Genomic DNA, 19,636 nt, shown 5'->3' with positions numbered 1-19,636 from the left:
TTATTCTCCGAAGAATTTAACGGGTGCGGAGGTCAGCGATTTAATGCCGTACTCGCGTATCACTTTGCGGCGTAACTTGATGGTGATATCGAAACGACGTACCCATTTGTTATTAATGAGTTCAGGAAATGGTGTGATGTGACTGCATCGGGCCAGAGAAAGGCCCATCGTTACCAGTTCGTCGTTATTTTGGGTGATAGTCAGGCCGTCACGAAATTGGGCTGCATAACGCTGACCACTAGGGCCGTAGAAACTCGCCATACATTCTATTTCTTCGTGTCGCCATAACTCGGTACTGTTTTCTGTTTGGTTCTCAAAGGCTGGGCCGGAATCGTCGGGTATGTCAATAATCCCAAAACCACACCAATTAACATTAGCCTCCATGATTGGGGGTTGGACTGAGGTCCATCTGGGGCGAACGTAACCATCGGGTAACCCGGAGACTCCCCTCAGCCATTGGCTAAGTTGTCGCTCCAGCGTCTCATCATATGAGGGACCCTCAGCGATTGGCGTTAACCAGCCCGCCTCATTACTGCTGTTGTTGCTCAATGGGTATCCCTCCATCGAACGGCAGGAGTTCACAGTGCGCCTGAACGAATCCCGCACCATACGCCGTATAGGGGTCAACAAACGTCACACGATAATCACGATTCTGGTAGGTCACGATATCGGCATCACGCCCCGTTTGTCCCTGTGTAAGTCGCTCAATGGTCACAATAAGAATGGCACCACCAATAACATTCCCTGACATCATCCGGCGCGACTCAAGGGAACGATCGACTGTCACTACACCTGCAAAACCCTTTTCAGTAACCTCATTTGTGGCAAATCCGTCAGCATCCACCGTCTGAATGTTTCGTTTAACCACCAGTGACATGTCACAGAAGTCCGGATCAAACAGCACGTCAGTAACATCAAGATTTGGCATTTTTATTCCTTACGACATAAGTTATGGCGCGTCGATACTGCCCCTTATCAATCAATGGTCTGGCGTTGGTATTGCTGATAAGTTGACCAGCATCGTTTTTATCCATGACAGAACTCTCACCCGAACGCCTCGCTAACTCCCTTGCTGCACCTTTTCGCCCACGCCTGGCCCTGGCCGCGAGAGTGCTATCAGCCAAGGGAACTAAATTGGTGATGGTCATGTAGCGCTTTACGGCATTACTGGCAATTAACCCCGCCTGATTAAGTGCTTTATCTGCTGCCCCTGAGTTACCATCAAACGTGGCCTGTGCAGCCTGTTTGAGTTTTGCTATCGTCTTGTCCTGAACGGATTGAACGCCGGGTTGCAGATGTGGTCGTGCTGGGATGTTTTGAGCGGGAGAGCCGTATTCGTTTATATAACCTATCTGAGCATTACCTATCGTTACCTTCTCTCCCTCCTCCGGACTTCTGTTGCTGGTTGACTCGGGGATCCCCACCAGCACATCCTTATTACCGATAGATTTGAGCGCAGCCAGAACGCTATTCGCCTTATCTACCCGAACCTTTAAGCCGCTTTTCATAACTGCCTCCCACCAGCACCAAACATAAGAATGATCTGGTAGAACTCGGCACCATAGCGGGTAAAGTTCCAGAATCCGGCATCAGGGTTGAGCGTGGCGCTGTTGTCATAGCTCACTGAAACCTTGTCTACGCTCTTGGACGCTGCCACGCCACTGGTTGCCCCGCTACCACCTCCCATTGCCGCTGATTGCATATCCTTCGCCTGCAACGTCATGTAGTGAGCAACAAACAACTCAACCAGATAAGGAAACATATTATCCAGTAGGTTCTCATCTAAAAGGTTGTCAGCGAGTGATAGTCGAAACTGAATGGCGGCGGTAGGGTATCGGGCCTCATTCTCAAACTGAGGAAAATCAGTCCTGAACTGTTCCGGTGTCGGTAGGTTTTTGTTCCTTGGCATTTGCTTTCACCTTCGGCTTGGTCAACTCATCGATTTGCTTCTGCATCTCAAGGATGGTGTCATCACGCGCCACAAGCGCCAGTACCTGCTCATCGATTTGCTTCTGCATCTCAAGGATGGCTGCTTGCATATCGGCATTGCTTTGCTCGATCTCACCGTCAATAACTTCGGCATAAGCCAGAGTGAACCAGTGCTCAGCAACGTCTTTGGTTACTGTGTGAGTGCCAACAAGAAAGGCAATATCTGGCTGACCAGGCAGCGACAATTTAAAGGGTGTGTGTACTGCAATTTTCATCATTTCACCTTACTGGCCTCGCAGGAGGCCATCTGAGTTATTAAATACCGTCGAAATAAGCCAGTGTTTCGATGTAGGGGGCTTCAACCACGCCCAATTTCCCGTAATAGGTCACCAACTGCCACAACCCGCGATACTGGATCGGGATGCTGGTCAGTGGCACTAATGGGAAACGCACATATTTACGGTCATTGGTGTAGGCCACCATCCGATCCTTACCTGCCACACCAGCACCTTTCAGCCACTTCACCGCACGGATATTCAGAGGAATACCGTTTTGATGGAAAGCGATAGTGTTAGTGGTCAGGTAGGTCAGCAAAGATTGGTTACCCGCATCAGACACAATAACCTGTGCCAGATAGGCGTACTGCTCAGGGGGTAACAACAGGTCTTTCGGTACCACGGTATAACCAGAGGCAGCCCAGGCATCGGAAAGCACCTTGTTGATGGAATCGCGGATTTCAGCCACGGTCGATATCAGCCATGATTTAGTTGCGTTACCAATCGCTACGCCGGTGTAGTTAGCCAGACCTTTTACACCCAGATCGGTATCACCGAGATAGACCTGCTCATCGGCGTCCATATGCCATTTCAACACCATGCCATCATATTTCTGCGTGTCTATTGGGCGGCCCACTTGTTGAGCTGCGGCTAATTCAATTACTGTCCAGCCCAACTCCATCCCCCACAGCGTCAGCGGGAAACCCTTTTTATCGATATCGACGTTAACGCCCGCCAGCGCTGTCGATTCCTGGCTAACCCAGTTTTTACCTTTTGGATTGGCACCCGTACCGGCAACACCAAAGCCAGTTTTAGTGAATGAACTGATCTCATCAGCAATATTCACATCTTCACGGAATTGAATATCGCGGGTGTAAGTCGTTCCCACCAACGGCAGGTTAATCTCTGGATCTAATCGCTCCAGTTCCCCGATGAGGAATGCGCCGCTGGCATCAATGGTGCGCTGGCTGTCGTAAGTGAACATATTGATTGTTCCTTAAATCTTGTAAGAGATTTCAGTGTTACCAGCAGCATCACCGGCACCCGTGAAATAAGCGTTAGGCAGCACCACAGTAGCGTCAGCAATCGCAGCGGCCAGAACAGAACCCAGAGGGCTAGCTTCGGTGGCATCAGCAACGCGGATGTAAACTGGCGCACCTTTAACAACGCCAGCAGCCGTAGCGCCAATATTTACAGTCATGTACCCGCGCTTCAGCGCATCACCGGCAAAGTTATTACTGGTACCAATCTGGCGCACTTTGTCTGGTGTTGACGTGGTAGGGAATGGACGGACAAAGATGCCGACGATTTTGTCTGCCGTGTCATCTTCTTCCAATGGCACAAAGAAGTTGCCACTGAACTTGCCCGCCAGACCGTATTGGCTGAACGGGTTGGCTGTATTAATCAATACCGGCTCGATAGTCAGATCCTGCGGACGTGAGACTGCCCCGGCAATGCCCGCAGGCATCCGGAATAAATATGCTGTCATGAATTAGTTTCCTTTTTTAGCCCAGAACGCGGCGTTCTGTTTATTGAGGTCGGCGGCGGTAGGTCGGTGATTTGGTGCGGCGGAATCGATGGTTCGATGGTTCAACTGAGTGTTATTGCGACCCTTGGCAATCTCACTGGCAGCAATGAATGCCGCATCAAGAGACAGTTTCGGCATTTTGGCAAAATCTGGTTTGTCGCCGACAATACCTTTCAGCAGCTTCTCACCTTCGGTTGTTTTAAACGCCGAGTCTAATACGGTCCGTTTAAAGGACGACAGCTTTCCACCCTCTGGTAATTTAATGCCGGGTATAATCAATTCGGCGCGGGAAACAATATCCTGATGATAAGCGGCATCGCTGGTCATGCGTCGCCCCTCTTCCTCTTCATCCGGGTCAGAGTCAGTAGTGGAACCTAACTTTTCCAGAATCGCGGCTAAGGCTGTCTCCATCGCAGCAACGCGACTTTCGATATCACCACTATCAGTAGTCGCGATAGCATCCAGCTCTGGTTCTTGCTTCGGTAGTGGTTGCTGCGGGTTAATGGTGATATTGATGGCCTTGGGCAGTTCGCCGGTACCTTCATCATTAGTCAGCTCGGTAGGGACACTTTCCATTGCCTCCTCCATCGCTGCCGCATCTTTGGTTTTAATTGCTCGGCGTAGCTTAGCTAGCCAGGTGTTATTGGTTGTCATACGTTTACTATCTCCGATTGAGCAGCGTTTCCCTGCGCGTCCCGTAGGAACGAGAGCAACATGGTTGGCTATAATGTCGTGCTGACGGGCTTTGCCTATGGCGGTTTGCTGATATTCGGCATCGTAGCCAGCCGAAATTTGATCGACACCATCATCAAGAATTGCCGATATTGCTTCGGCCTTCTTAACCACGATGTCGGCGATCATTAAATCTGATTGGTCTCCCGTACCCCGCCTGACATTTTGAACGTGACCAGCAGCGTAACGGCCCCAGTTGTCAGGGGTTACATCTTCAATGGGGTGAGATACTGTGAATGTCATTCCCTCAAAGCTGGCGAGTGTTTCGGGTTTAAATACCTCATCCTCGGTTCTTTCAACGAGTATTTCGCCATCGCTATCAGGCTCTATGTCGTCCAGCTCTTCACCACCATAAAGCTGTACTCCGGTTCGGCCTATTGGTACGTCTTTACACAATAGGCCACCGTCACTCATTTCAAAGCGGCTTTCCCCTAAGCGGGAGTTATAGAAATATTGCATGAGTCACCTGATGGATTGCGGGCATAAAAAAAGGCCGCCTTAGCGACCTGCCCAGATAATAGATAATTGTGCTGATTTAGCGACTTTTTAACATAAAGACCCTTAAGCGCACCGAGCAAATGGCTCTCACTTAAATATCATGCCGAGATGAGTAAAAGTCGGCATTAACTCCTCTAAAACTCACCCTTTAGAGCAATAACATTTTTATAACAATTTTCAGGTATTGAGGTTCAGTCGAATTTGGGGGCTAATCCTGTATTTAATCGGTTTTACCCTTCTGGGATCACAACCTCGCAGTAGCACCGGCAATTAGGCAATGCGCCTGCATGCCCGGTCATACCGTCTAACGTTGGTGGGTTAGTCCACGCGACAAACTTACCTTCCATCTTTGCATGTGAGTGCCTAACGTCACCATCTTCTGCGGTTCGCCAAATATAGCCCTCGGAACCTGCAGAGAGTGATCTGGCTTGTGTCAGCGCTGTAGAGGCCCTTCCTATTTCGGTTCGTGCAATAAGCTTTGCGCGTGACTCGGCGACGTCACCCGATTTGAATATCTCTGCTGCAAAATCTTTGCTTCTCTCACCATTAATCATGGCTTCAATGGCACGGTCATGAATATCACTCACTCTGTCCGCAGCTTCCAACGGAAGAGACTTCATTAACTTGATATTTTCCTCAACAATACTACGGGCCACCTGACCAACAGCACTGTTTGCCATGACATCACGTAACTCTAATGAAATGTCTCTCGATGCCTGACGCCACATTTCCGATTCTTTTCGGTTCACGGCATCAAACATACTACTGGCGACACCTTCAGCCCATGGGGTAATAATTTCCGCATAGCTTGATAGGTTCCGCTGGATGAGCGTTACTGAGTCATTGGAACCATCGTAAGTACCATTTACGATGTCGCCGACCATTCGCGCTATCTTGCGTAGTTGAGTTTGATATTGGACTTCTGCGCGTCGTGACTTCAGGCGCGTTGAGATCTGCGCTTTCGCCGAACCTCGGCGGGTCGATGTCTTTCGCACTCTCTATATCCTCATCGCTGATACTAGAGCCGATACCGATAATGCCTGCTTTGTCTCTTAGTTCAGTCATGCCACCCTGTAACGTCAGCAAGCCTGAATCCATCGCAGCATTAATGGTATTGACCGTTTGCTCTGCCACCGTTGCCCGGTCAGGTTCCGACATTTGCCACAGAGGATTGAAGTCAAAAGAGAAGCCGTCAGGCAATGGTGAACTAAACTCGGAGTAGTGGATCACTTCGAATAATCGGCGCAGTGGACGACGCAAACGGCGCTCTTGTTGAGTACCGATATTGTCGTAGTAGTTAGCCAGGTCAGCGTCACCGGTTGAGAACCCAGCCGGGGACTGACCAAACAAGCGCACCAACGGGATACCAATGGCACCAGCTATCTGTTGGGCGAACTGTGCCATTACGTCAGACAGGCCACCGAATGCATAACTGTGTGTTTCAAACGTATCCGTCGCATCCATAAGGGTAAGCCCCTCAGTGCTTTGAAATTGCCGGATCATGTCCATGCTTTTCATTAGCCCATCAAATGCTTTACCCCCCATCGCTACCAGCTCACGAAACTTATTGATTTTGTAGGTGCGTAAGTGCGCCTTAAAAATCAACTGTGCTGCCCCCGTAGAGGTACTATCGAAAGCGAGTAACCGGTCGAACAACCGTTCGATAACCGACATACCCCATTCGTTTTCTGTTCGTTTCTGCTGATACGGCAGGCCAACGCCATCAAGGCGAATAACTCTACTGTGGTGAATTTTCATGCTAGGAATGCCGCTGCCAGTCGTAACGACCTGGTAATATTTTGGCATGCCGAGGTCTGGCCCCATATCCGTCACTCTCTCGCTGATTGTCGGGTTAACCATCCAGCGATCGAGTACCAGCAACCCTTTAAATGCATCCTTGCCGATGGTCTCTATCCGTAAAGGTGTTTCAGGTGCTTGCCCGTCAATCATGATGAAACCAATAGAGCCACCGTATAGCCGTGACCACTTGATGGTGTCATTGAGAGCATCCCATAAAGATAATTCTTCCCAGCGCCCCTCAATCCGCATCTTGGCATCCGGAGCCATTTTAGAGGTGATGTTAATCCCCTTGCGGGTCATATCATCTGCGATGGTGTCAACCGCCGCGCCTACCAGCCACGACGACCGGTAAGCATTTTCTATCAGCTGACGGTTGCGGGATGTCCAGTTGGGTTGGTAGTTAAAATCAGCGCTTTGATTCTCGGTGCGAAGTCCATATCGAGCAGTGAGGTTTTGATAGCTATCGGTTGTTCTCTGAGGTGATGATGCCTTGCCTACTCTACGTTTTCTCGACATTACGCCCCCCCGAGCCGTAGCCAGATATCCAGCGCGTTATCCATTGGTGCATATAAAATCATTGCTGAATCCGCTAGGTTAGGTGACTTAGTGCCGTCAGGTTTTTTATCCACCACAATTTTCCCTACGCCATTGACTGAGTAGGTGGGTTGCGATAATTCAGAAGCTAATTTGGTTAGGTTTTTGAGGTCTTTCGGGATGGAAATAATTTCATCGGGATCGAACTCCATATTCTCTTTAACTGCTCGATACGTTTTCTGGAACCGGGTGCGCAGGCTCCACCATCCCTGTGCTTTAGCGTTAGCAAAGAAATCTTTATTAAGTCGCCCTTGCTGTCCGTTATCACCAGGAACCGCCTCATCATCGGGGTCGGTAACACCACCGCTACCACGGAATGGCGTGGCAACGATGTGCCGCCTGCGTTGCTCTTCGCGTTGTTCGTTGATAACCCGAGCATCACCTCGCGCACCGGCCCCCAATCCATCGGTATCAAAGCGGAAAGTTTCGAGGTTTTGTGCATCGCAAATATCAAAGGCTTTCTGTACGGTACCGAAAATATCATCGCCTTTACCGGACCACTCTTCGATGCTTTCAAGTAAGAAGCCGTGACGACCTGCAAAGGAATTGGTGTCCTTGCCCTCGTCAGCGATATCGAGAGCACCCAGGCGCTGGCCAGTTGGCACAATACCCAATACCTCATGTGCGTTTATTGCAGCCTGTACCCATGCGGACGGAATCAATACCCCCTCAACAGAGGCGCTGTAGTTGATATCAATTTCTTGTGCCACGGTAACGGGGTCGAGGTTCTCAACCTGTTTTGCATACCAGGCATCATCCTTGCGCGGGTCGTCTCGCCAGTGAAAGGTGAATACCTTAATCTTGCCGCTGTGCCGCCGCTCAGCGAATGAGTTAGCCATGCCGTTTGGCGTTGATACGTCCTGCCGACAGTTGGTAGTCGCAGACAGAGACGCATCGACCAGATAAGGCCGCTCCAAGAACGCTGACTCATCGACTATATAAAAGCTGGTACGGTCACCGCGCCCTATTCCGTCCCCCGCCTCGCCGGTCATGGCTGATTCAGTTTCAGGAAACAGAATGCGCATATGCGGGGCATGCTGTTTTAGGCTCCAGCCACCACGAAACTCAGTGGGCAGCAGAGAAATGAAATTACGGGCCTTATCGAATAGCGATTTAGGCGAACCGATCTTATCGACATATTCCTCTTTGCGAGAACCGAACCCGGCGAACACGCCACGGTTAAACAGGCAAAGCGACGAAGCCATACCAACAGTTAGCCACGACATACCCATATCACGGGTTTTCTCTGTGATGCCCGGCTCAGCACTACGCCAGCGATCAACAAACCACTCAATCCACTCTTCCTGTTTCGGAAACAAAAGGAACGGGATACGGGCAGGCAATCCCCGTTCAACGTTGCGTGGGTCAACCGTCATACCCCAATCAATAATGAACTGAGCGGGGTTGTCTTTATAAAACGCCTTCATGACCGGCAGTAATTCAGGCTGTTGGCGAATGCGCTGCAATCTTTCCATTCGCCATTCAAAAACCTGCATGTAATCCGGGTTCTTGAAGTCAAAAGGGAATGGGATTGGCATGTGATTTTTTTACTCGATAAATGCGTGAATTTCGGGACTTTTTAACATAATGACCGTTACCCGTACCGAGCGCACAGCACTCACCGAACAAGCCGCGTGAGAGGCTTATTTATCAGGGTTAACGTGTCAGAGTGTTAGATAATTGAGTGCATAAATCATGCATAAAACATCCCATATTTTGCATAGAGGATTTATCAATCTAATGGGCTATTTCTGAATGTTTTGAGGGGTGGTGACCGGCGCTGATCTCCGGCATTGACATATCAACGGGGGCCGCATCGAGTTATCGAATTGTCTTGCCATATGTCCAGAGATTTCTCTCTTTCGCGCGCATCAGCCTGCGCATTCACCACGTTATCAGTTTACCCCATAAGCTTTCGATAAGCTTCGGCGGCTTCATCTGGTGTCATACTTACAGTTTGAATTGCTCCACCATTCGGGCCGGTTAACTCGGTTTTCTTCGGTGCTTCCCACCCGCGCATTTCGGCTAATTGCTTAATAGCAGCTTTCGGATCATGCAGCTTGATTTTCAGCCCGTCTTTGCCTGCCGTCAGTTCAGAAATTGCCGCCATCTGCTCAGGCTTCAATTCGCTGGCATCTTTAAACGACCAGACCGCCTGGATGATTGAGTTGCCGTCATCATCTTTACCAACAACGTGAGTGCCAAATGTAGCCAGATCAGCAATCGACGTACGCCCCATCACTGATAGCCGCTCCATTGCCTCCTCAAAGGTCATGATGGCTTCGTTAATCGCTTCGTACTGAACTGACTGGAGGAAGGCTTGAACCTTACCATTTCTTACCATAGTGGCGGCCTTGGAGTGGATACCCTCACCCTTTGCTTTACCGCCAGCATTGCGATAAGCCTCAGCCTGTCGGTCACCATTTAGCAGACATGTGACAAACTTTTTCTGTAGTGGTGTCAGGGCATCGAAAAGCGCCTTTTGTTCTTCTGTTAGCGTCATTCCGGCCATGATTATTTCCTTTTACTGTTTGCGTGATTCCTCTATCTTTCGAATGCTCGCCTTGTCTGCGTTGCACTTCTCTATCACTGTTAGTAGCGTGTCATTCAGTAACAGGCTATTTCCCCAAGTTAATGCTTCAGGGATTTCTGGTGGCAGACAGTCAGAAAGTAAGCTTGCTGGTATCGGCACCTGTGGCAACTGAACGTATTTTACTGGCGTGCCGGCGCAAGAGGTCAGCAGCGGCAGCAGGAACAAGCTTATTAGTACAATCGTCGCCTTTAATCGCTTCTCGAATGTAAACAATGCGAGCCTCACCCTCTTGAGCAATTTTCTGTTTGTCATTCTCGTTGGCCTTGGCGATATCGTTGAATATACGAATTGACGTGGTGTAGTTTCCTAGCGTGAATTTAGCTTCATCCCTTTCACCGGTTACCGTGGTGATGGTTTTATCTTTCCCTACTGATTGAGAGTGGTAGTGAAAGGCTAACCAGGCTAATCCAGTGAAGATGGCTATCAGTGCAGCAGCGAGTATTGCGGTTATCCGGCTCATGATAGAAAAAGCGCCCTTTCTCGCTGGCGGCGCGGTAGTAATATCTCTGGGTCATTACCGGCTTTCTTCCACATCAGGAATGCGTCAGCAGCACCTTTGTAGTCGCCTGAGTTAAGACGCTTTAATACAGTAGAATTAGCAAATGCCGTTGGCCCGATATTGAATATCAGGCTGCACAGCGCATCGTATTGGTTCTGAGTAAGGGGAACTTTCACGTTTGTTGCGATAGATTTCTCAACCCAGGCTAAATCGGAGCGTAACAACTCGGATGATTTATCCTTGGTGATGACCATGCCAACAGCAACCGGCTTACCATCAACCACACCAGTGTGTCCAACTCCAACAGTCGGGATGCCGCGAGAGTCTTTATAGCCGGTCAGTCGTTCGCCTTCTTCGACTTTCAGCTTATTAATTCCGTTCTCACTGATTTGCATTGCCAGCCCCTGTCTTGTTGCCAACGATGCGCTTAAGAACCGATCCGATATAGTCAGTGCCGAGGTAGCCGATAAATACACTCGACACCATTGCCCAGCCTTGGTCGATGCTAAGTAGCACTAATATATCTTTCAAGAACCAAGCGATAATTGAGCACATAGCAGCATCAAGCATTCGTTGAGTTCGTCCGCCGCCTGCATACCAGCCACGTAGGATCGCCATAATTGCGGCAATCAACGCGCTTAGTAATTCGCCTTTATGTTCTCCAGCCCACGCAGCTATCAGCGTCCATACATCCGGGGAGTTGTGCATTTTCATATCCTGCCTCCCCATTGGGGAAATTAATCCCGGCGATTGGTCGGGTTCGTATGCTGTTGTGTAGGGAATAGCCCTGCCGCCGTGATCCATTCAGACACGGAGTTTGTTTGAGGGTGATTGGCGCTGGCGGCGGGCTAAATTATTTTAATGGGGCTTTTCGTACAAATATTCTAGCAATGCTCATGTCCCGAAAAATATTCTAAATTTCAACGTGTTGTTCTGAAATATAATCTCCATACCGAGCTTCTCAGCTAAAGCATACTCAGCCCGAGCACCTGCACTTGATTGCCACCCGCCCAGCATGTAAATGGCATCGGCGCGTTGCAGCATTGCCATGCAAATGCACATGTAGTCAGGTTGAGATAATCCGTCAGGGAGAATTGCTGGATTCAGCGGGACGTGACCAGATGCCGATATCTCTTTGGCTGCCGCATTGAATGCCGCCCGATTGAAATCAGGCAAGCCAGTCATGGGGCCAGCGATATAAGTTTTCATTGTTCTGGCTCCGGAAATAAAAAAGGCCCACCGAAGTGAGCCTTAAAGGTTGGTATGTGGAACTGAGGGTATTAGCCTCGCACGTTTCGTCCTGTAACTTTTCAGAGTTCCACATTCGGCTGGATACTGTTTCACAACGATTGGATTAACCAATCCAGTACCCATGCGAATGTAGAATGCAAAAAGCCCCGGCGATTAACCGAGGCTTCTAATTTTACCGACCTCTCAGCCAGAACGGTTGGAGTTCCAGACCTAAGTCGAAGTGACCAACTCGGCGGTATCTATGGTTAACAAGTGCCGCCGCAAAGTCTTGTTTACCGACTCAACGGATGCAATTACCACCGTTAGAGATGAATCTAGTCCATTTTTCCGGTAAATGCAAGACTTTGTTTTTATAATGTCGCCATCCGTGGCAATCATGCTCCCATCGTGTTCTATCGGGTTACTTTTGCAAGCATTGAATCAGCCACGCCCTCTTCCATTAGGCATTTCGTTACCAGCAGCTCATAGAGCGGCTTAAAACTCTCGTAGCATGTGCTGGATGCCAGTTCAGGAAGGTGTTCTCTAATAGCCTCGTAGACGTCAGAAAACTTAAGCCGCGAATATCCACGACCTGAACATTTCCCACAGGTTTTATAAACCGGAATCCCCTGTTGTTCTGATTTCTCTTTGTCCACCACAGTGCCTTTCCCATTACACCGGCATGAATTTGAAACCACGCCTTTCCCGCCGCACGGCTTACATAGCAATTTTAGTTTTTCACGCAGATCCCTATGAACTTCATACTCGGAAGGCCGGAATCCCTCAATTCCAAAACTAATGGAACCTTTAACGATCTCCCTGTTGAATAGTGGCATTGACGTTTTAGTTGTGAATACCTCTGACTCAGTGAACCCTTCCCCCTTACAGCATTCACACTCGCGAACACTGGCAGCACTCCGCGCATAATCAGCAAACGCATATCTTGCGAGTGTTTGCACGACGCTTTGTTTAATATCCTCATCGAGCTTAGAGATTGCTTTGTACTTAACGGATTCTTTCAGCGCATATTGAGTGAGACTTTCCACGGCGCGATGCGGATTACTGATCCCCTGTTTTGCCAAAAACAATTCCAGCCCGAAGCCGCTTTTAAGGTCTGCCAACCCTAACGCTGCCATGATATCGGTGCCGGTAAGTGAATCAGAAGCCGTTGCCCGTGGAGAGTCACTAATCATTGTGGATTTAGCGAAGAAGTGTTTCGTTATTGATTCCAGTCTCATTTCTCAATCCTCTTCCTGCCAGTTGTCCCAACCATCAGCCGACCATTAACAATTGCGTGGCGTTCGCCCTTCACGTCATTGGCGTACTTTTTTACCGTTGAGCGCTGAGTATTTAGCTGGGCTGCCACAGCTGATTGGTTGCCATAAGCGGCGATAAGTAACTCTGGAATGGTTTTCACATATGCGTTCACGCTGCTACCTCCTGAAAATGGGATCGCCTTTTCTCAAGCATCTTGGCTTTTTTGGTGAAGATGGTTTTAATGCGGATTAGATATGGAATGTCGAACTTGCGGGTTTCGTGGTTTGAATCTACTTCCTGAATCTTATCTAAGCCGTCACGCTCGATAAGCCCTATTCTGAACCCAGCTACATTGCCGCTTAGGTGTCGATTGCAATAAACGCATTGGGAACCAGTGTTGTGAAGATTAAAACGGAGGTGGGGTGCTGCGCCGCGGCTTCGATAGTGACCACATTCCATCGTCCCGCCGTACTTCTGTTCTGGATACCTGCCGCAACTTATGCAGGGAGTGCCTAAATATTTGATCCTCACATACTTGTTAAACGCTGCCTGGGCCTCTGCCATTCGTTGAGGTTTGGTCTTTAACTTCTCCCTCCTGGCTTTCAATTCATCTTTCTGTGTCTTGGCTAGCTGTTTATCTGCTACTGATTTCTTCTTCTGCCTTAGCTCACGGTCTTTTCTGTATAAAATTATGCAGTATTCTTCCTTGTGCTCTGGACAGCACCACCACGTTTCTACGCGGTCAGGCTTGAACCTCGTTTTGCATACTTTGCAGTTACGATGATTCGGTAGCTTGTTTATCATCAGCTTCCTCCAACATTTAGATATGCTGGGGAGTTATCCGTGTTTGCAAACTCTCCGTGAAGCTCTTTGGCTTTTTCACAATAGGCCGCATGCGCCAATTCTGGTGTTTCAAAACTACCAATGTTGTAGAGGTTTCCATTGAAGGAGATCCTAGCGCTCCATTTTCCTCCTCGGGTATTTTTAGTAACACCTATAAATCCAGTGGTATTTGATTTCCTCCTGCCTATATTTCTTACATTTTGCCCTCTAGTCGCCTCTCTTAAATTGCATAATCTGTTGTCATCTTTTATTCCGTTTATGTGGTCTATCTCACCAGATGGCCACTCTCCATGGACATAAAACCAAATTAACCGATGAGTTTTAAACATTTTCATTTTTACCCTAACCTGATTATATCCATCCTTTCTTTTGTAACCCGCAACTGAGCCAGATTTTGCTGTCGGCCCGCCCCTAAACTTAAGCCACTTAAGTATTCCGGTTTCAGGGTCATAGCTGAGCAACTCAAGAATTTCCTTATGTAACCGCTTCAGGTCACTATCTTCTTGCGATTCATTTATATTCTTATCTGCATTCGCCTTATCAATACATTTCTGATGAGCGTAAATAGAGCCGTCAGTCATTGGTTTGAAACAGAACGCGCAGACTGAGCGCTGTAGTTCAAGCATTCTTTCTACTCCTGAGTCTTAGCCAGCGTTTAGCTAATAACGGATAGATAGCGTCATATGTGGGTATTTCGCTGGCGGGGACTTGTTTGGTTGGCTTGGTTCGGTGGGATACTTTGAATTTGAGATTATCTAGTGCGATTTGTGTTGAACTGACATATCGACTCATTCACGTTCAATCCTCCATATCAGCGCCCATGCGATAAACAAAGGCCAAAGAAGCCCGGCCAATAGCGATGTGATATACACATTAGCCTTTCCCATTCGCAGTAATTGATTGCTGGTAAATTCGCAGACAATGCCAGCGACAAACATGTAAAGCGCCACTGCTATTCCGGTCATTAGCACCTCAGAAGTAGCTATAAAGTTGGTTGATAATGTTCTGGTTAGTCGTGCGCCCGAACAGGTGTTTTATTGCGGCGTTAATCATTGCGTTGTAACAGCGTTCGAACTCGTCAGGCTCCATGTTCGCGTAAGCCAAGCTCTTTGCCCTCACCTTTGTCTCGCCTTTGATGGTTGTCACGACGTCAAAAAATCCAGCCAGAATAGTCAGGTCCTTCCTGAATTCCTCTTTCTGGGTATATTCATCTGTGAATTCATAACCGGCATTCTCTGCTGCCCAGTGAGCAAAGCAGAAGCTGAAGAAGGCAAACATCTTTCGGTGAAAAGCGGGGTTGCGAGTTAACTTAATGTCGGCGGTGTAAATCTCGCCGTTTTTGAACTTGGTTAACCTTGGTAAGTCATGATCGAACGCTGGAACAAAAACGCCACCGGCATTCTTGACCATATCGATTTGCATTGGTCACTTCCGAATCATCATGATGGTTAGTCCACCTTTGGTTGCTACCTTCATCGTGTCGCCATCGGTTAAATCACTCAGATTGAAAGCGTCATACAGTTCGTTAATGGCCTTTTGCTTTCGCTCTTCTTTTCGGCTTTTATCCCATTGTTTCCAGATGATGCTAGCCAGCCATTCGCCTGTTTTAAATAGGATGTAGAGGTATCCAAGAAAAGATAATCCAGCTATTAACCAAATGGTGATGTCATTAGTCATAGTGGCTTCTCCGGCGCGGCGGCTAGCATGGCTGCATAAATATTGTCGAATTGAACGCAGAAAATAGTATCGTCGTCTAAGTCGAAAACTACATCATCGCATTCCATTGCCGCTGCCATCATTTCCGCTGTTGGATTAATAGGGGTTAGTTTCCAACCTTCCGGTATCTCCGGGGTTATTCTCCAACCTTTAGGTATTAAACATTCACCAATATCTACACGTGGCACGTTGTCAAAATTTATAGTTTCCCCAGAAACTTCAACGGCTTGTGCTAGATTTGTTTTATTTATTCCAGCCAGGGTGAAAAAGCCTAAATGGTCTTTTGATATACGGCTCATCAGCAAGCCAAGAAGTGCAGATTTATAATCAGGTATCTCCGGAGAGTTCAACTGTGGGGTTAGATTGGTCAGGCACCATGAAATAACGAAGTCGGCTTTTAACTTTTCAACTGGAAAGCCAATGTTGTACTCCTTGAATTTTTCGATTGCGGATTCAAGGCTTACAGGCTCAGCCCTCTTTGCAGCTAACGCGATGTCAATTAGAGTGAAAATCTCTCCAATGCTTGGCGCGGTTTCTTTGTTGCAATCAAGAAATGCATTTTTGATTTCGCCCAGTCTCTCTACAGTGAAACTATCTAATGCTTTCATGGTTTTGGCTCCTTCTCCGTTCTTAATGTTTCATCAAAAATTCTCATGCTTTCTGATTTAAATCGGATTACATCATCTGATATTTCTTTGAAATTAATTTTCTTTCTTGAGCGTTGTAGGGTGTATCCCCTGCTTGCCATGTACCAAAGAAAGGTATCGACGACGTAGATATGACCATCACGTGCATTTCCGTTTTCGTTAGCATTTTCGATAATCCAGTGCATTGCTTTGAACAAATCCTTTTGGTCGTGAAAGTCCCGAAACTCATTTGGTAAGTAATCACCACTTTCAAGCCAATTTCTTAGTTCACTCATTCACTCTCTCCCTTGATTTGAATACCGGCAGTGCGGCACGCCTCGATTGTGTCCTCCTTAAAATTGAATACACCGTCAGACCAATTGTACCGCTCGCAGTGTTTTGGCAACTCCACCTCAATACTTTCACGGCTGGCTTGCCATGCACACCACGCCAAATGGATGCCAAAAATTCGATAGCAGTTTCTCTCTGGCTGCCAATCAATATCTTCGCCATATAGCCCATGAACTTCTTCAAGCCATTTGTGAAACTCTTCCCGCGATTTAGTTATGTCCATCATGATTTCACCCTCTCTTGCTCTCCGAGGCCCGACATAATTTCATTCAGTGAGTTCTTGAACCAGTTAACACTCCGCGTGTACTGGTCAAAATTAGCTCCCTTTGCCTGAATTTTCGCGACGGTTATATCTCGTGCCGCATTGATTATTGCGATTTGAATTTCATCGCTTTGTTCGCTGAGTTTTTTATAGTCCATCATGATTTCCTCGGCATATTCAGCTTGGCGCGCAGTTCTGCGATGTGATCCAGCCCTTTCTCGCTACTGACTGGGATGTGAAGTTTAGGAATTTGCACCACTGGCGCGGGGATTGGCTCGCCAGCTTCGATGCGCTTCGACATGTCAGCCAGCTCTTTGCCGCAACGTTTCCGTAAGTCCTGCTCAGATAACCCCTGCACTCGCTGTTGTGAATAAAGCTTTGTGACCATCCAGTAGGCCGGATTGCTGGGCCATGGGAATGCTTCGGCACTGCTGAACATGTCACGACGCTTGGCATAGTCCATCACCATGTCATAAAGCTCATCCGCATCGGGCAGTCCAGCCACCTTCAGCGCACCTTTCTTGCACCATGCAATGAATTGACCGGGTGACGGCCAGAACGGTGATTCACTAGCTCGGGCATGTTGCATACCAGCGGATAACTGCTCACGACTGCGAATACCGTTTTCAGCAAAGGCGGCGATCCACTGACGTTTGGCAGCCACTTCATCAGCGGGATTGCGAAACGTGGTTGATACGGCGGCAGGGAATACCTGCTTCAAGTTTTTGAATAGTGCATCCACCATCTTTTCAGCTTCGGGATTCACCATCTTCACGGCTTCTGGCGCAGATCCAACCATGCGGGCCAGCGCAGAACCATCACGATTATCGATAATGCGAGTTAAGTTGCTCATATGAACTCATTCTCCCATGCCTCTTTGTCGTTCCAGTGGGTCTGGTTATTTACGACTTGAGTCTGCTGGCTGATCGGATACTTCGGTTTGAATAGGCCTTGATAGCTGTTGGCTATGCTGGCGTCGATTACGGCTGATGGGTCGTGCCCCTCGTCAAAACATTCTTTCAGGAGGTTGAACGCTTTGGTAACGGTGAGCATCGACTTGATTGGTTTCTTCGATTGTGACCGGTAGCTAACCCATTCAATCCAAGATTGCTTGTTAAGCCATTCAGGGATTTCTACAGCGAGAGGATCGAACCCTTTAACTTTCCCCTTTGGGGGATTAAGGGGGTTAGTATTTATATTGTCTTTGGTAAGACTGTTTAGGGTGTCGGGTGGTTTCGCCCAATTTGAAACCTTTTTTTGCCCATTATTATGGGTGGTTTCGCCCAACTTTTTTGGTGGTGCTTTTGTGGTGTTTTTTGGTTGTTTATTGAGCGCCCATTGCTCCAAATTGACGTTGACGCTAACAATCTTGAAGCCACCAACTTTCCTGAGGTTGATGATTCTTCTTTCTGCTAAAATCTTAAGTGCATCCGCTACATCTGAATCGTCCAACTCGGTCATATCGGCGATGTATGTGTTGGTGACCTTATCCTCAGACTTATTCCATCCGAACGTGCAATAAATAACAGCGTCGAATACCTGATGCTCTCTCCCTGCAAGTTTAAGTTTTGGCTTAAGCTTTCCTATGCTTGAAGCAACTCTAAAATAGCCTTCATCCAAGGTGGCCACATGACCTCCTGAATCATCTCTAATTACTTTCTTGTTAATGAAGTCCACTCGCCGAAGATTAGAGTTCATGGTCTTCCTCCGGCTTAAGCAGGGTAAATTGATTATCAAAGAAAACTACAGCGCCACCATCCTTGGTTAAGTACCTTACAAGTTCTGCGCCAAACATTGCCAAGCGAATTACAAGCTCATTTCTACCGCCATATGCGTTAATTCCAAAATCACTAAAATGATCTGCAACATCAACTCTTCCGAGCGATTCAAAACTAATCAGGTTGTATTTTTCTATTAAATCATTAACTGTTTTAGCTGCCCCGTCAGGGATAACTAAGTGACAAGCAGATATGATTTTTTCAATCGGACACTTAAAAAACTCTCGGTCTTCATTGACTCTGTGACGAGCTAGAATTTTGTGAATTTCTTTTTCGTGCTTTTCAGGTGAAACAGATATAAAGCTTTCAACAACTGAAAATTTTGTTGGCACACCTGTTGTTCGTGATAATTCATTAGCTCTTTGGATAGGGTGAGTTGTCGTCATTCCAACTTTAAATATTCCCGGCATGGAGTCATTCTGGAGGATATACACCCAACCATTTGCTTTGAATGTTTCGGGAAATTCCATTAATTTTTCTGTTGGTGGTTCATTCATCCATTTTTCTAAGTTATTCATTTGGCCTCCATGCGCTCAAACTCAATTACCCATACCCATGGGTTAGCCTGCCAACTTTTCGGATTATCAGCCCCATAAATAGACTGCCATAGGGAGCCGAATACATACCTAGCTGGTGAATGCTCATTAGCTGATACACCTTCAGCCAGCGCATCCTGCTCAGTGATATCATTCAACCGCTCAACACGAACGCCGGTGATTAGCAGATTGATGCGTGACGCCCAGCGCGGCATGTGGATTGATGGCACCCACTTAGCGGGGCAGACAGCTACCTCGCGCATCTCCTCAATCCAGTCATGGTCAGCGCGATACGTGAGTAAGCCACCATGCTTGTTCCAGGTCTCACGCACCCAAAGCTGATCGCCGGGCTGCCCGAGTGGGCATGAGAAAGTGTTTGAGCGAGGTTTCGTTCCGCATGCATCAGACTGAGACCAAAAGTATTTCCCGTTTTCGCTGCTATTCTTTGACTCAAGAATTCGGCGAAGCCCTAAATGTGTATTTTCGGGCTGAACCTTCATGATCCGTCGCGTCTGCGTCTTGCGGCCTGAGAGAATGGCGTTAACCATTTCTGCATTGAACAAAATAGGTTTCTCGTTCATAATTACTC

Annotated in this window: 30 protein-coding genes; all 30 read right to left on the bottom strand. The window is 47.9% G+C overall.

All coding sequences use genetic code 11. The features are described 5' to 3' along the window. Window positions 1–564 (bottom strand): hypothetical protein, encoded by a 564-nt coding sequence (locus ACIOG0_RS06745; protein WP_404705045.1) that lies wholly within the window; start codon window positions 562–564, stop codon window positions 1–3. Continuing rightward, complete coding sequence (locus ACIOG0_RS06740) at window positions 530–928, bottom strand: head-tail adaptor (RefSeq protein ID WP_404704972.1); 399 nt, start codon at window positions 926–928, stop codon at window positions 530–532. Before ACIOG0_RS06740 ends, ACIOG0_RS06745 begins: the two co-directional genes overlap by 35 nt. Then, window positions 915–1,508 carry a hypothetical protein gene (locus ACIOG0_RS06735; RefSeq protein ID WP_404704971.1) on the bottom strand — a complete coding sequence of 198 codons (594 nt, stop codon included), beginning with the start codon at window positions 1,506–1,508 and terminating at the stop codon, window positions 915–917. Before ACIOG0_RS06735 ends, ACIOG0_RS06740 begins: the two co-directional genes overlap by 14 nt. After that, a complete protein-coding gene (locus ACIOG0_RS06730; protein ID WP_404704970.1) occupies window positions 1,505–1,909 on the bottom strand; it encodes a DUF4054 domain-containing protein in 405 nt (134 codons plus the stop codon). Before ACIOG0_RS06730 ends, ACIOG0_RS06735 begins: the two co-directional genes overlap by 4 nt. Beyond that, window positions 1,863–2,204, bottom strand: a complete 342-nt coding sequence (locus tag ACIOG0_RS06725; protein WP_404704969.1) for a hypothetical protein — start codon at window positions 2,202–2,204, stop codon at window positions 1,863–1,865. Before ACIOG0_RS06725 ends, ACIOG0_RS06730 begins: the two co-directional genes overlap by 47 nt. A 40-nt stretch (window positions 2,205–2,244) precedes the next feature. Then, complete coding sequence (locus ACIOG0_RS06720; protein ID WP_404704968.1) at window positions 2,245–3,189, bottom strand: DUF2184 domain-containing protein; 945 nt, start codon at window positions 3,187–3,189, stop codon at window positions 2,245–2,247. Window positions 3,190–3,201: 12 nt separating this feature from the next. Continuing rightward, entirely contained in the window at window positions 3,202–3,693 is a 492-nt protein-coding gene (locus tag ACIOG0_RS06715; RefSeq protein WP_404704967.1) for a hypothetical protein, read from the bottom strand. 3 nt (window positions 3,694–3,696) lie between these two features. Next, window positions 3,697–4,923: a DUF2213 domain-containing protein gene (locus tag ACIOG0_RS06710; protein WP_404704966.1), complete on the bottom strand. Its 1,227-nt coding sequence runs from the start codon at window positions 4,921–4,923 to the stop codon at window positions 3,697–3,699. 269 nt (window positions 4,924–5,192) lie between these two features. After that, complete coding sequence (locus tag ACIOG0_RS06705) at window positions 5,193–5,846, bottom strand: phage minor head protein (protein ID WP_404704965.1); 654 nt, start codon at window positions 5,844–5,846, stop codon at window positions 5,193–5,195. Next, window positions 5,803–7,278, bottom strand: coding sequence for a DUF1073 domain-containing protein (locus ACIOG0_RS06700; RefSeq protein ID WP_404704964.1), 1,476 nt, complete (start codon window positions 7,276–7,278; stop codon window positions 5,803–5,805). The genes ACIOG0_RS06705 and ACIOG0_RS06700 overlap by 44 nt, the downstream gene beginning before the upstream one ends. After that, on the bottom strand, window positions 7,278–8,894 hold the full coding sequence (locus tag ACIOG0_RS06695; protein WP_404704963.1) for a TerL protein: 1,617 nt from the start codon (window positions 8,892–8,894) through the stop codon (window positions 7,278–7,280). The genes ACIOG0_RS06700 and ACIOG0_RS06695 overlap by 1 nt, the downstream gene beginning before the upstream one ends. A 362-nt stretch (window positions 8,895–9,256) precedes the next feature. After that, window positions 9,257–9,868, bottom strand: a complete 612-nt coding sequence (locus ACIOG0_RS06690; protein WP_404704962.1) for a terminase small subunit — start codon at window positions 9,866–9,868, stop codon at window positions 9,257–9,259. Between the two features lie 151 nt (window positions 9,869–10,019). Beyond that, window positions 10,020–10,409 (bottom strand): exotoxin, encoded by a 390-nt coding sequence (locus tag ACIOG0_RS06685; protein ID WP_404704961.1) that lies wholly within the window; start codon window positions 10,407–10,409, stop codon window positions 10,020–10,022. Beyond that, complete coding sequence (locus ACIOG0_RS06680) at window positions 10,406–10,843, bottom strand: lysozyme (protein ID WP_404704960.1); 438 nt, start codon at window positions 10,841–10,843, stop codon at window positions 10,406–10,408. Before ACIOG0_RS06680 ends, ACIOG0_RS06685 begins: the two co-directional genes overlap by 4 nt. Then, window positions 10,830–11,156, bottom strand: coding sequence for a phage holin, lambda family (locus ACIOG0_RS06675; protein ID WP_404704959.1), 327 nt, complete (start codon window positions 11,154–11,156; stop codon window positions 10,830–10,832). The genes ACIOG0_RS06680 and ACIOG0_RS06675 overlap by 14 nt, the downstream gene beginning before the upstream one ends. 186 nt (window positions 11,157–11,342) lie before the next feature. Beyond that, entirely contained in the window at window positions 11,343–11,657 is a 315-nt protein-coding gene (locus ACIOG0_RS06670; RefSeq protein WP_087770216.1) for a DUF4406 domain-containing protein, read from the bottom strand. A gap of 434 nt (window positions 11,658–12,091) precedes the next feature. Beyond that, window positions 12,092–12,916 (bottom strand): antitermination protein, encoded by an 825-nt coding sequence (locus ACIOG0_RS06665; protein WP_050928795.1) that lies wholly within the window; start codon window positions 12,914–12,916, stop codon window positions 12,092–12,094. Continuing rightward, on the bottom strand, window positions 12,913–13,107 hold the full coding sequence (locus ACIOG0_RS06660; protein ID WP_050088899.1) for a protein ninH: 195 nt from the start codon (window positions 13,105–13,107) through the stop codon (window positions 12,913–12,915). The genes ACIOG0_RS06665 and ACIOG0_RS06660 overlap by 4 nt, the downstream gene beginning before the upstream one ends. After that, window positions 13,104–13,739: a recombination protein NinG gene (locus ACIOG0_RS06655; RefSeq protein WP_050296448.1), complete on the bottom strand. Its 636-nt coding sequence runs from the start codon at window positions 13,737–13,739 to the stop codon at window positions 13,104–13,106. The genes ACIOG0_RS06660 and ACIOG0_RS06655 overlap by 4 nt, the downstream gene beginning before the upstream one ends. Then, a complete protein-coding gene (locus tag ACIOG0_RS06650; RefSeq protein ID WP_050296447.1) occupies window positions 13,739–14,404 on the bottom strand; it encodes an HNH endonuclease in 666 nt (221 codons plus the stop codon). The genes ACIOG0_RS06655 and ACIOG0_RS06650 overlap by 1 nt, the downstream gene beginning before the upstream one ends. Window positions 14,405–14,750: 346 nt before the next feature. Next, the gene (locus ACIOG0_RS06645; RefSeq protein ID WP_404704958.1) at window positions 14,751–15,200 is read right to left on the bottom strand and encodes a DUF1367 family protein; all 450 of its coding nucleotides are present in this window, start codon (window positions 15,198–15,200) and stop codon (window positions 14,751–14,753) included. 3 nt (window positions 15,201–15,203) lie between these two features. Further along, the gene (locus ACIOG0_RS06640; protein ID WP_050139955.1) at window positions 15,204–15,455 is read right to left on the bottom strand and encodes a DUF4752 family protein; all 252 of its coding nucleotides are present in this window, start codon (window positions 15,453–15,455) and stop codon (window positions 15,204–15,206) included. Next, window positions 15,452–16,102, bottom strand: coding sequence for a hypothetical protein (locus ACIOG0_RS06635; protein ID WP_404704957.1), 651 nt, complete (start codon window positions 16,100–16,102; stop codon window positions 15,452–15,454). The genes ACIOG0_RS06640 and ACIOG0_RS06635 overlap by 4 nt, the downstream gene beginning before the upstream one ends. Beyond that, complete coding sequence (locus ACIOG0_RS06630) at window positions 16,099–16,416, bottom strand: hypothetical protein (protein ID WP_050101202.1); 318 nt, start codon at window positions 16,414–16,416, stop codon at window positions 16,099–16,101. The genes ACIOG0_RS06635 and ACIOG0_RS06630 overlap by 4 nt, the downstream gene beginning before the upstream one ends. Beyond that, the gene (locus tag ACIOG0_RS06625) at window positions 16,413–16,697 is read right to left on the bottom strand and encodes a hypothetical protein (RefSeq protein ID WP_404704956.1); all 285 of its coding nucleotides are present in this window, start codon (window positions 16,695–16,697) and stop codon (window positions 16,413–16,415) included. Before ACIOG0_RS06625 ends, ACIOG0_RS06630 begins: the two co-directional genes overlap by 4 nt. Continuing rightward, entirely contained in the window at window positions 16,694–16,891 is a 198-nt protein-coding gene (locus ACIOG0_RS06620; protein WP_404704955.1) for a hypothetical protein, read from the bottom strand. Before ACIOG0_RS06620 ends, ACIOG0_RS06625 begins: the two co-directional genes overlap by 4 nt. Then, window positions 16,891–17,586, bottom strand: coding sequence for a replication protein P (locus ACIOG0_RS06615; protein WP_404704954.1), 696 nt, complete (start codon window positions 17,584–17,586; stop codon window positions 16,891–16,893). The genes ACIOG0_RS06620 and ACIOG0_RS06615 overlap by 1 nt, the downstream gene beginning before the upstream one ends. Next, a complete protein-coding gene (locus ACIOG0_RS06610) occupies window positions 17,583–18,431 on the bottom strand; it encodes a replication protein (RefSeq protein WP_050319629.1) in 849 nt (282 codons plus the stop codon). Before ACIOG0_RS06610 ends, ACIOG0_RS06615 begins: the two co-directional genes overlap by 4 nt. Continuing rightward, window positions 18,421–19,029 (bottom strand): GIY-YIG nuclease family protein, encoded by a 609-nt coding sequence (locus ACIOG0_RS06605; RefSeq protein ID WP_050319630.1) that lies wholly within the window; start codon window positions 19,027–19,029, stop codon window positions 18,421–18,423. The genes ACIOG0_RS06610 and ACIOG0_RS06605 overlap by 11 nt, the downstream gene beginning before the upstream one ends. Beyond that, on the bottom strand, window positions 19,026–19,628 hold the full coding sequence (locus ACIOG0_RS06600) for a hypothetical protein (protein WP_404704953.1): 603 nt from the start codon (window positions 19,626–19,628) through the stop codon (window positions 19,026–19,028). The genes ACIOG0_RS06605 and ACIOG0_RS06600 overlap by 4 nt, the downstream gene beginning before the upstream one ends. Between the last annotated feature and the right edge of the window lie 8 nt (window positions 19,629–19,636).

The organism is Yersinia vastinensis, assembly GCF_044905075.1.
Lineage (GTDB): Bacteria > Pseudomonadota > Gammaproteobacteria > Enterobacterales > Enterobacteriaceae > Yersinia > Yersinia vastinensis.
This window is presented reverse-complemented; position numbering and strand designations above follow the sequence as displayed.

What these genes read in the sequence shown, in the direction of transcription:
- ACIOG0_RS06745 (WP_404705045.1), bottom strand. Translation starts at nt 564, where the DNA reads ATGGAGGGATACCCATTGAGCAACAACAGCAGTAATGAGGCGGGCTGG.
- ACIOG0_RS06740 (WP_404704972.1), bottom strand. Translation starts at nt 928, where the DNA reads ATGCCAAATCTTGATGTTACTGACGTGCTGTTTGATCCGGACTTCTGT.
- ACIOG0_RS06735 (WP_404704971.1), bottom strand. Translation starts at nt 1,508, where the DNA reads ATGAAAAGCGGCTTAAAGGTTCGGGTAGATAAGGCGAATAGCGTTCTG.
- ACIOG0_RS06730 (WP_404704970.1), bottom strand. Translation starts at nt 1,909, where the DNA reads ATGCCAAGGAACAAAAACCTACCGACACCGGAACAGTTCAGGACTGAT.
- ACIOG0_RS06725 (WP_404704969.1), bottom strand. Translation starts at nt 2,204, where the DNA reads ATGAAAATTGCAGTACACACACCCTTTAAATTGTCGCTGCCTGGTCAG.
- ACIOG0_RS06720 (WP_404704968.1), bottom strand. Translation starts at nt 3,189, where the DNA reads ATGTTCACTTACGACAGCCAGCGCACCATTGATGCCAGCGGCGCATTC.
- ACIOG0_RS06715 (WP_404704967.1), bottom strand. Translation starts at nt 3,693, where the DNA reads ATGACAGCATATTTATTCCGGATGCCTGCGGGCATTGCCGGGGCAGTC.
- ACIOG0_RS06710 (WP_404704966.1), bottom strand. Translation starts at nt 4,923, where the DNA reads ATGCAATATTTCTATAACTCCCGCTTAGGGGAAAGCCGCTTTGAAATG.
- ACIOG0_RS06705 (WP_404704965.1), bottom strand. Translation starts at nt 5,846, where the DNA reads ATGGTCGGCGACATCGTAAATGGTACTTACGATGGTTCCAATGACTCA.
- ACIOG0_RS06700 (WP_404704964.1), bottom strand. Translation starts at nt 7,278, where the DNA reads ATGTCGAGAAAACGTAGAGTAGGCAAGGCATCATCACCTCAGAGAACA.
- ACIOG0_RS06695 (WP_404704963.1), bottom strand. Translation starts at nt 8,894, where the DNA reads ATGCCAATCCCATTCCCTTTTGACTTCAAGAACCCGGATTACATGCAG.
- ACIOG0_RS06690 (WP_404704962.1), bottom strand. Translation starts at nt 9,868, where the DNA reads ATGGCCGGAATGACGCTAACAGAAGAACAAAAGGCGCTTTTCGATGCC.
- ACIOG0_RS06685 (WP_404704961.1), bottom strand. Translation starts at nt 10,409, where the DNA reads ATGAGCCGGATAACCGCAATACTCGCTGCTGCACTGATAGCCATCTTC.
- ACIOG0_RS06680 (WP_404704960.1), bottom strand. Translation starts at nt 10,843, where the DNA reads ATGCAAATCAGTGAGAACGGAATTAATAAGCTGAAAGTCGAAGAAGGC.
- ACIOG0_RS06675 (WP_404704959.1), bottom strand. Translation starts at nt 11,156, where the DNA reads ATGCACAACTCCCCGGATGTATGGACGCTGATAGCTGCGTGGGCTGGA.
- ACIOG0_RS06670 (WP_087770216.1), bottom strand. Translation starts at nt 11,657, where the DNA reads ATGAAAACTTATATCGCTGGCCCCATGACTGGCTTGCCTGATTTCAAT.
- ACIOG0_RS06665 (WP_050928795.1), bottom strand. Translation starts at nt 12,916, where the DNA reads ATGAGACTGGAATCAATAACGAAACACTTCTTCGCTAAATCCACAATG.
- ACIOG0_RS06655 (WP_050296448.1), bottom strand. Translation starts at nt 13,739, where the DNA reads ATGATAAACAAGCTACCGAATCATCGTAACTGCAAAGTATGCAAAACG.
- ACIOG0_RS06650 (WP_050296447.1), bottom strand. Translation starts at nt 14,404, where the DNA reads ATGCTTGAACTACAGCGCTCAGTCTGCGCGTTCTGTTTCAAACCAATG.
- ACIOG0_RS06645 (WP_404704958.1), bottom strand. Translation starts at nt 15,200, where the DNA reads ATGCAAATCGATATGGTCAAGAATGCCGGTGGCGTTTTTGTTCCAGCG.
- ACIOG0_RS06640 (WP_050139955.1), bottom strand. Translation starts at nt 15,455, where the DNA reads ATGACTAATGACATCACCATTTGGTTAATAGCTGGATTATCTTTTCTT.
- ACIOG0_RS06635 (WP_404704957.1), bottom strand. Translation starts at nt 16,102, where the DNA reads ATGAAAGCATTAGATAGTTTCACTGTAGAGAGACTGGGCGAAATCAAA.
- ACIOG0_RS06630 (WP_050101202.1), bottom strand. Translation starts at nt 16,416, where the DNA reads ATGAGTGAACTAAGAAATTGGCTTGAAAGTGGTGATTACTTACCAAAT.
- ACIOG0_RS06625 (WP_404704956.1), bottom strand. Translation starts at nt 16,697, where the DNA reads ATGATGGACATAACTAAATCGCGGGAAGAGTTTCACAAATGGCTTGAA.
- ACIOG0_RS06620 (WP_404704955.1), bottom strand. Translation starts at nt 16,891, where the DNA reads ATGGACTATAAAAAACTCAGCGAACAAAGCGATGAAATTCAAATCGCA.
- ACIOG0_RS06615 (WP_404704954.1), bottom strand. Translation starts at nt 17,586, where the DNA reads ATGAGCAACTTAACTCGCATTATCGATAATCGTGATGGTTCTGCGCTG.
- ACIOG0_RS06610 (WP_050319629.1), bottom strand. Translation starts at nt 18,431, where the DNA reads ATGAACTCTAATCTTCGGCGAGTGGACTTCATTAACAAGAAAGTAATT.
- ACIOG0_RS06605 (WP_050319630.1), bottom strand. Translation starts at nt 19,029, where the DNA reads ATGAATAACTTAGAAAAATGGATGAATGAACCACCAACAGAAAAATTA.
- ACIOG0_RS06600 (WP_404704953.1), bottom strand. Translation starts at nt 19,628, where the DNA reads ATGAACGAGAAACCTATTTTGTTCAATGCAGAAATGGTTAACGCCATT.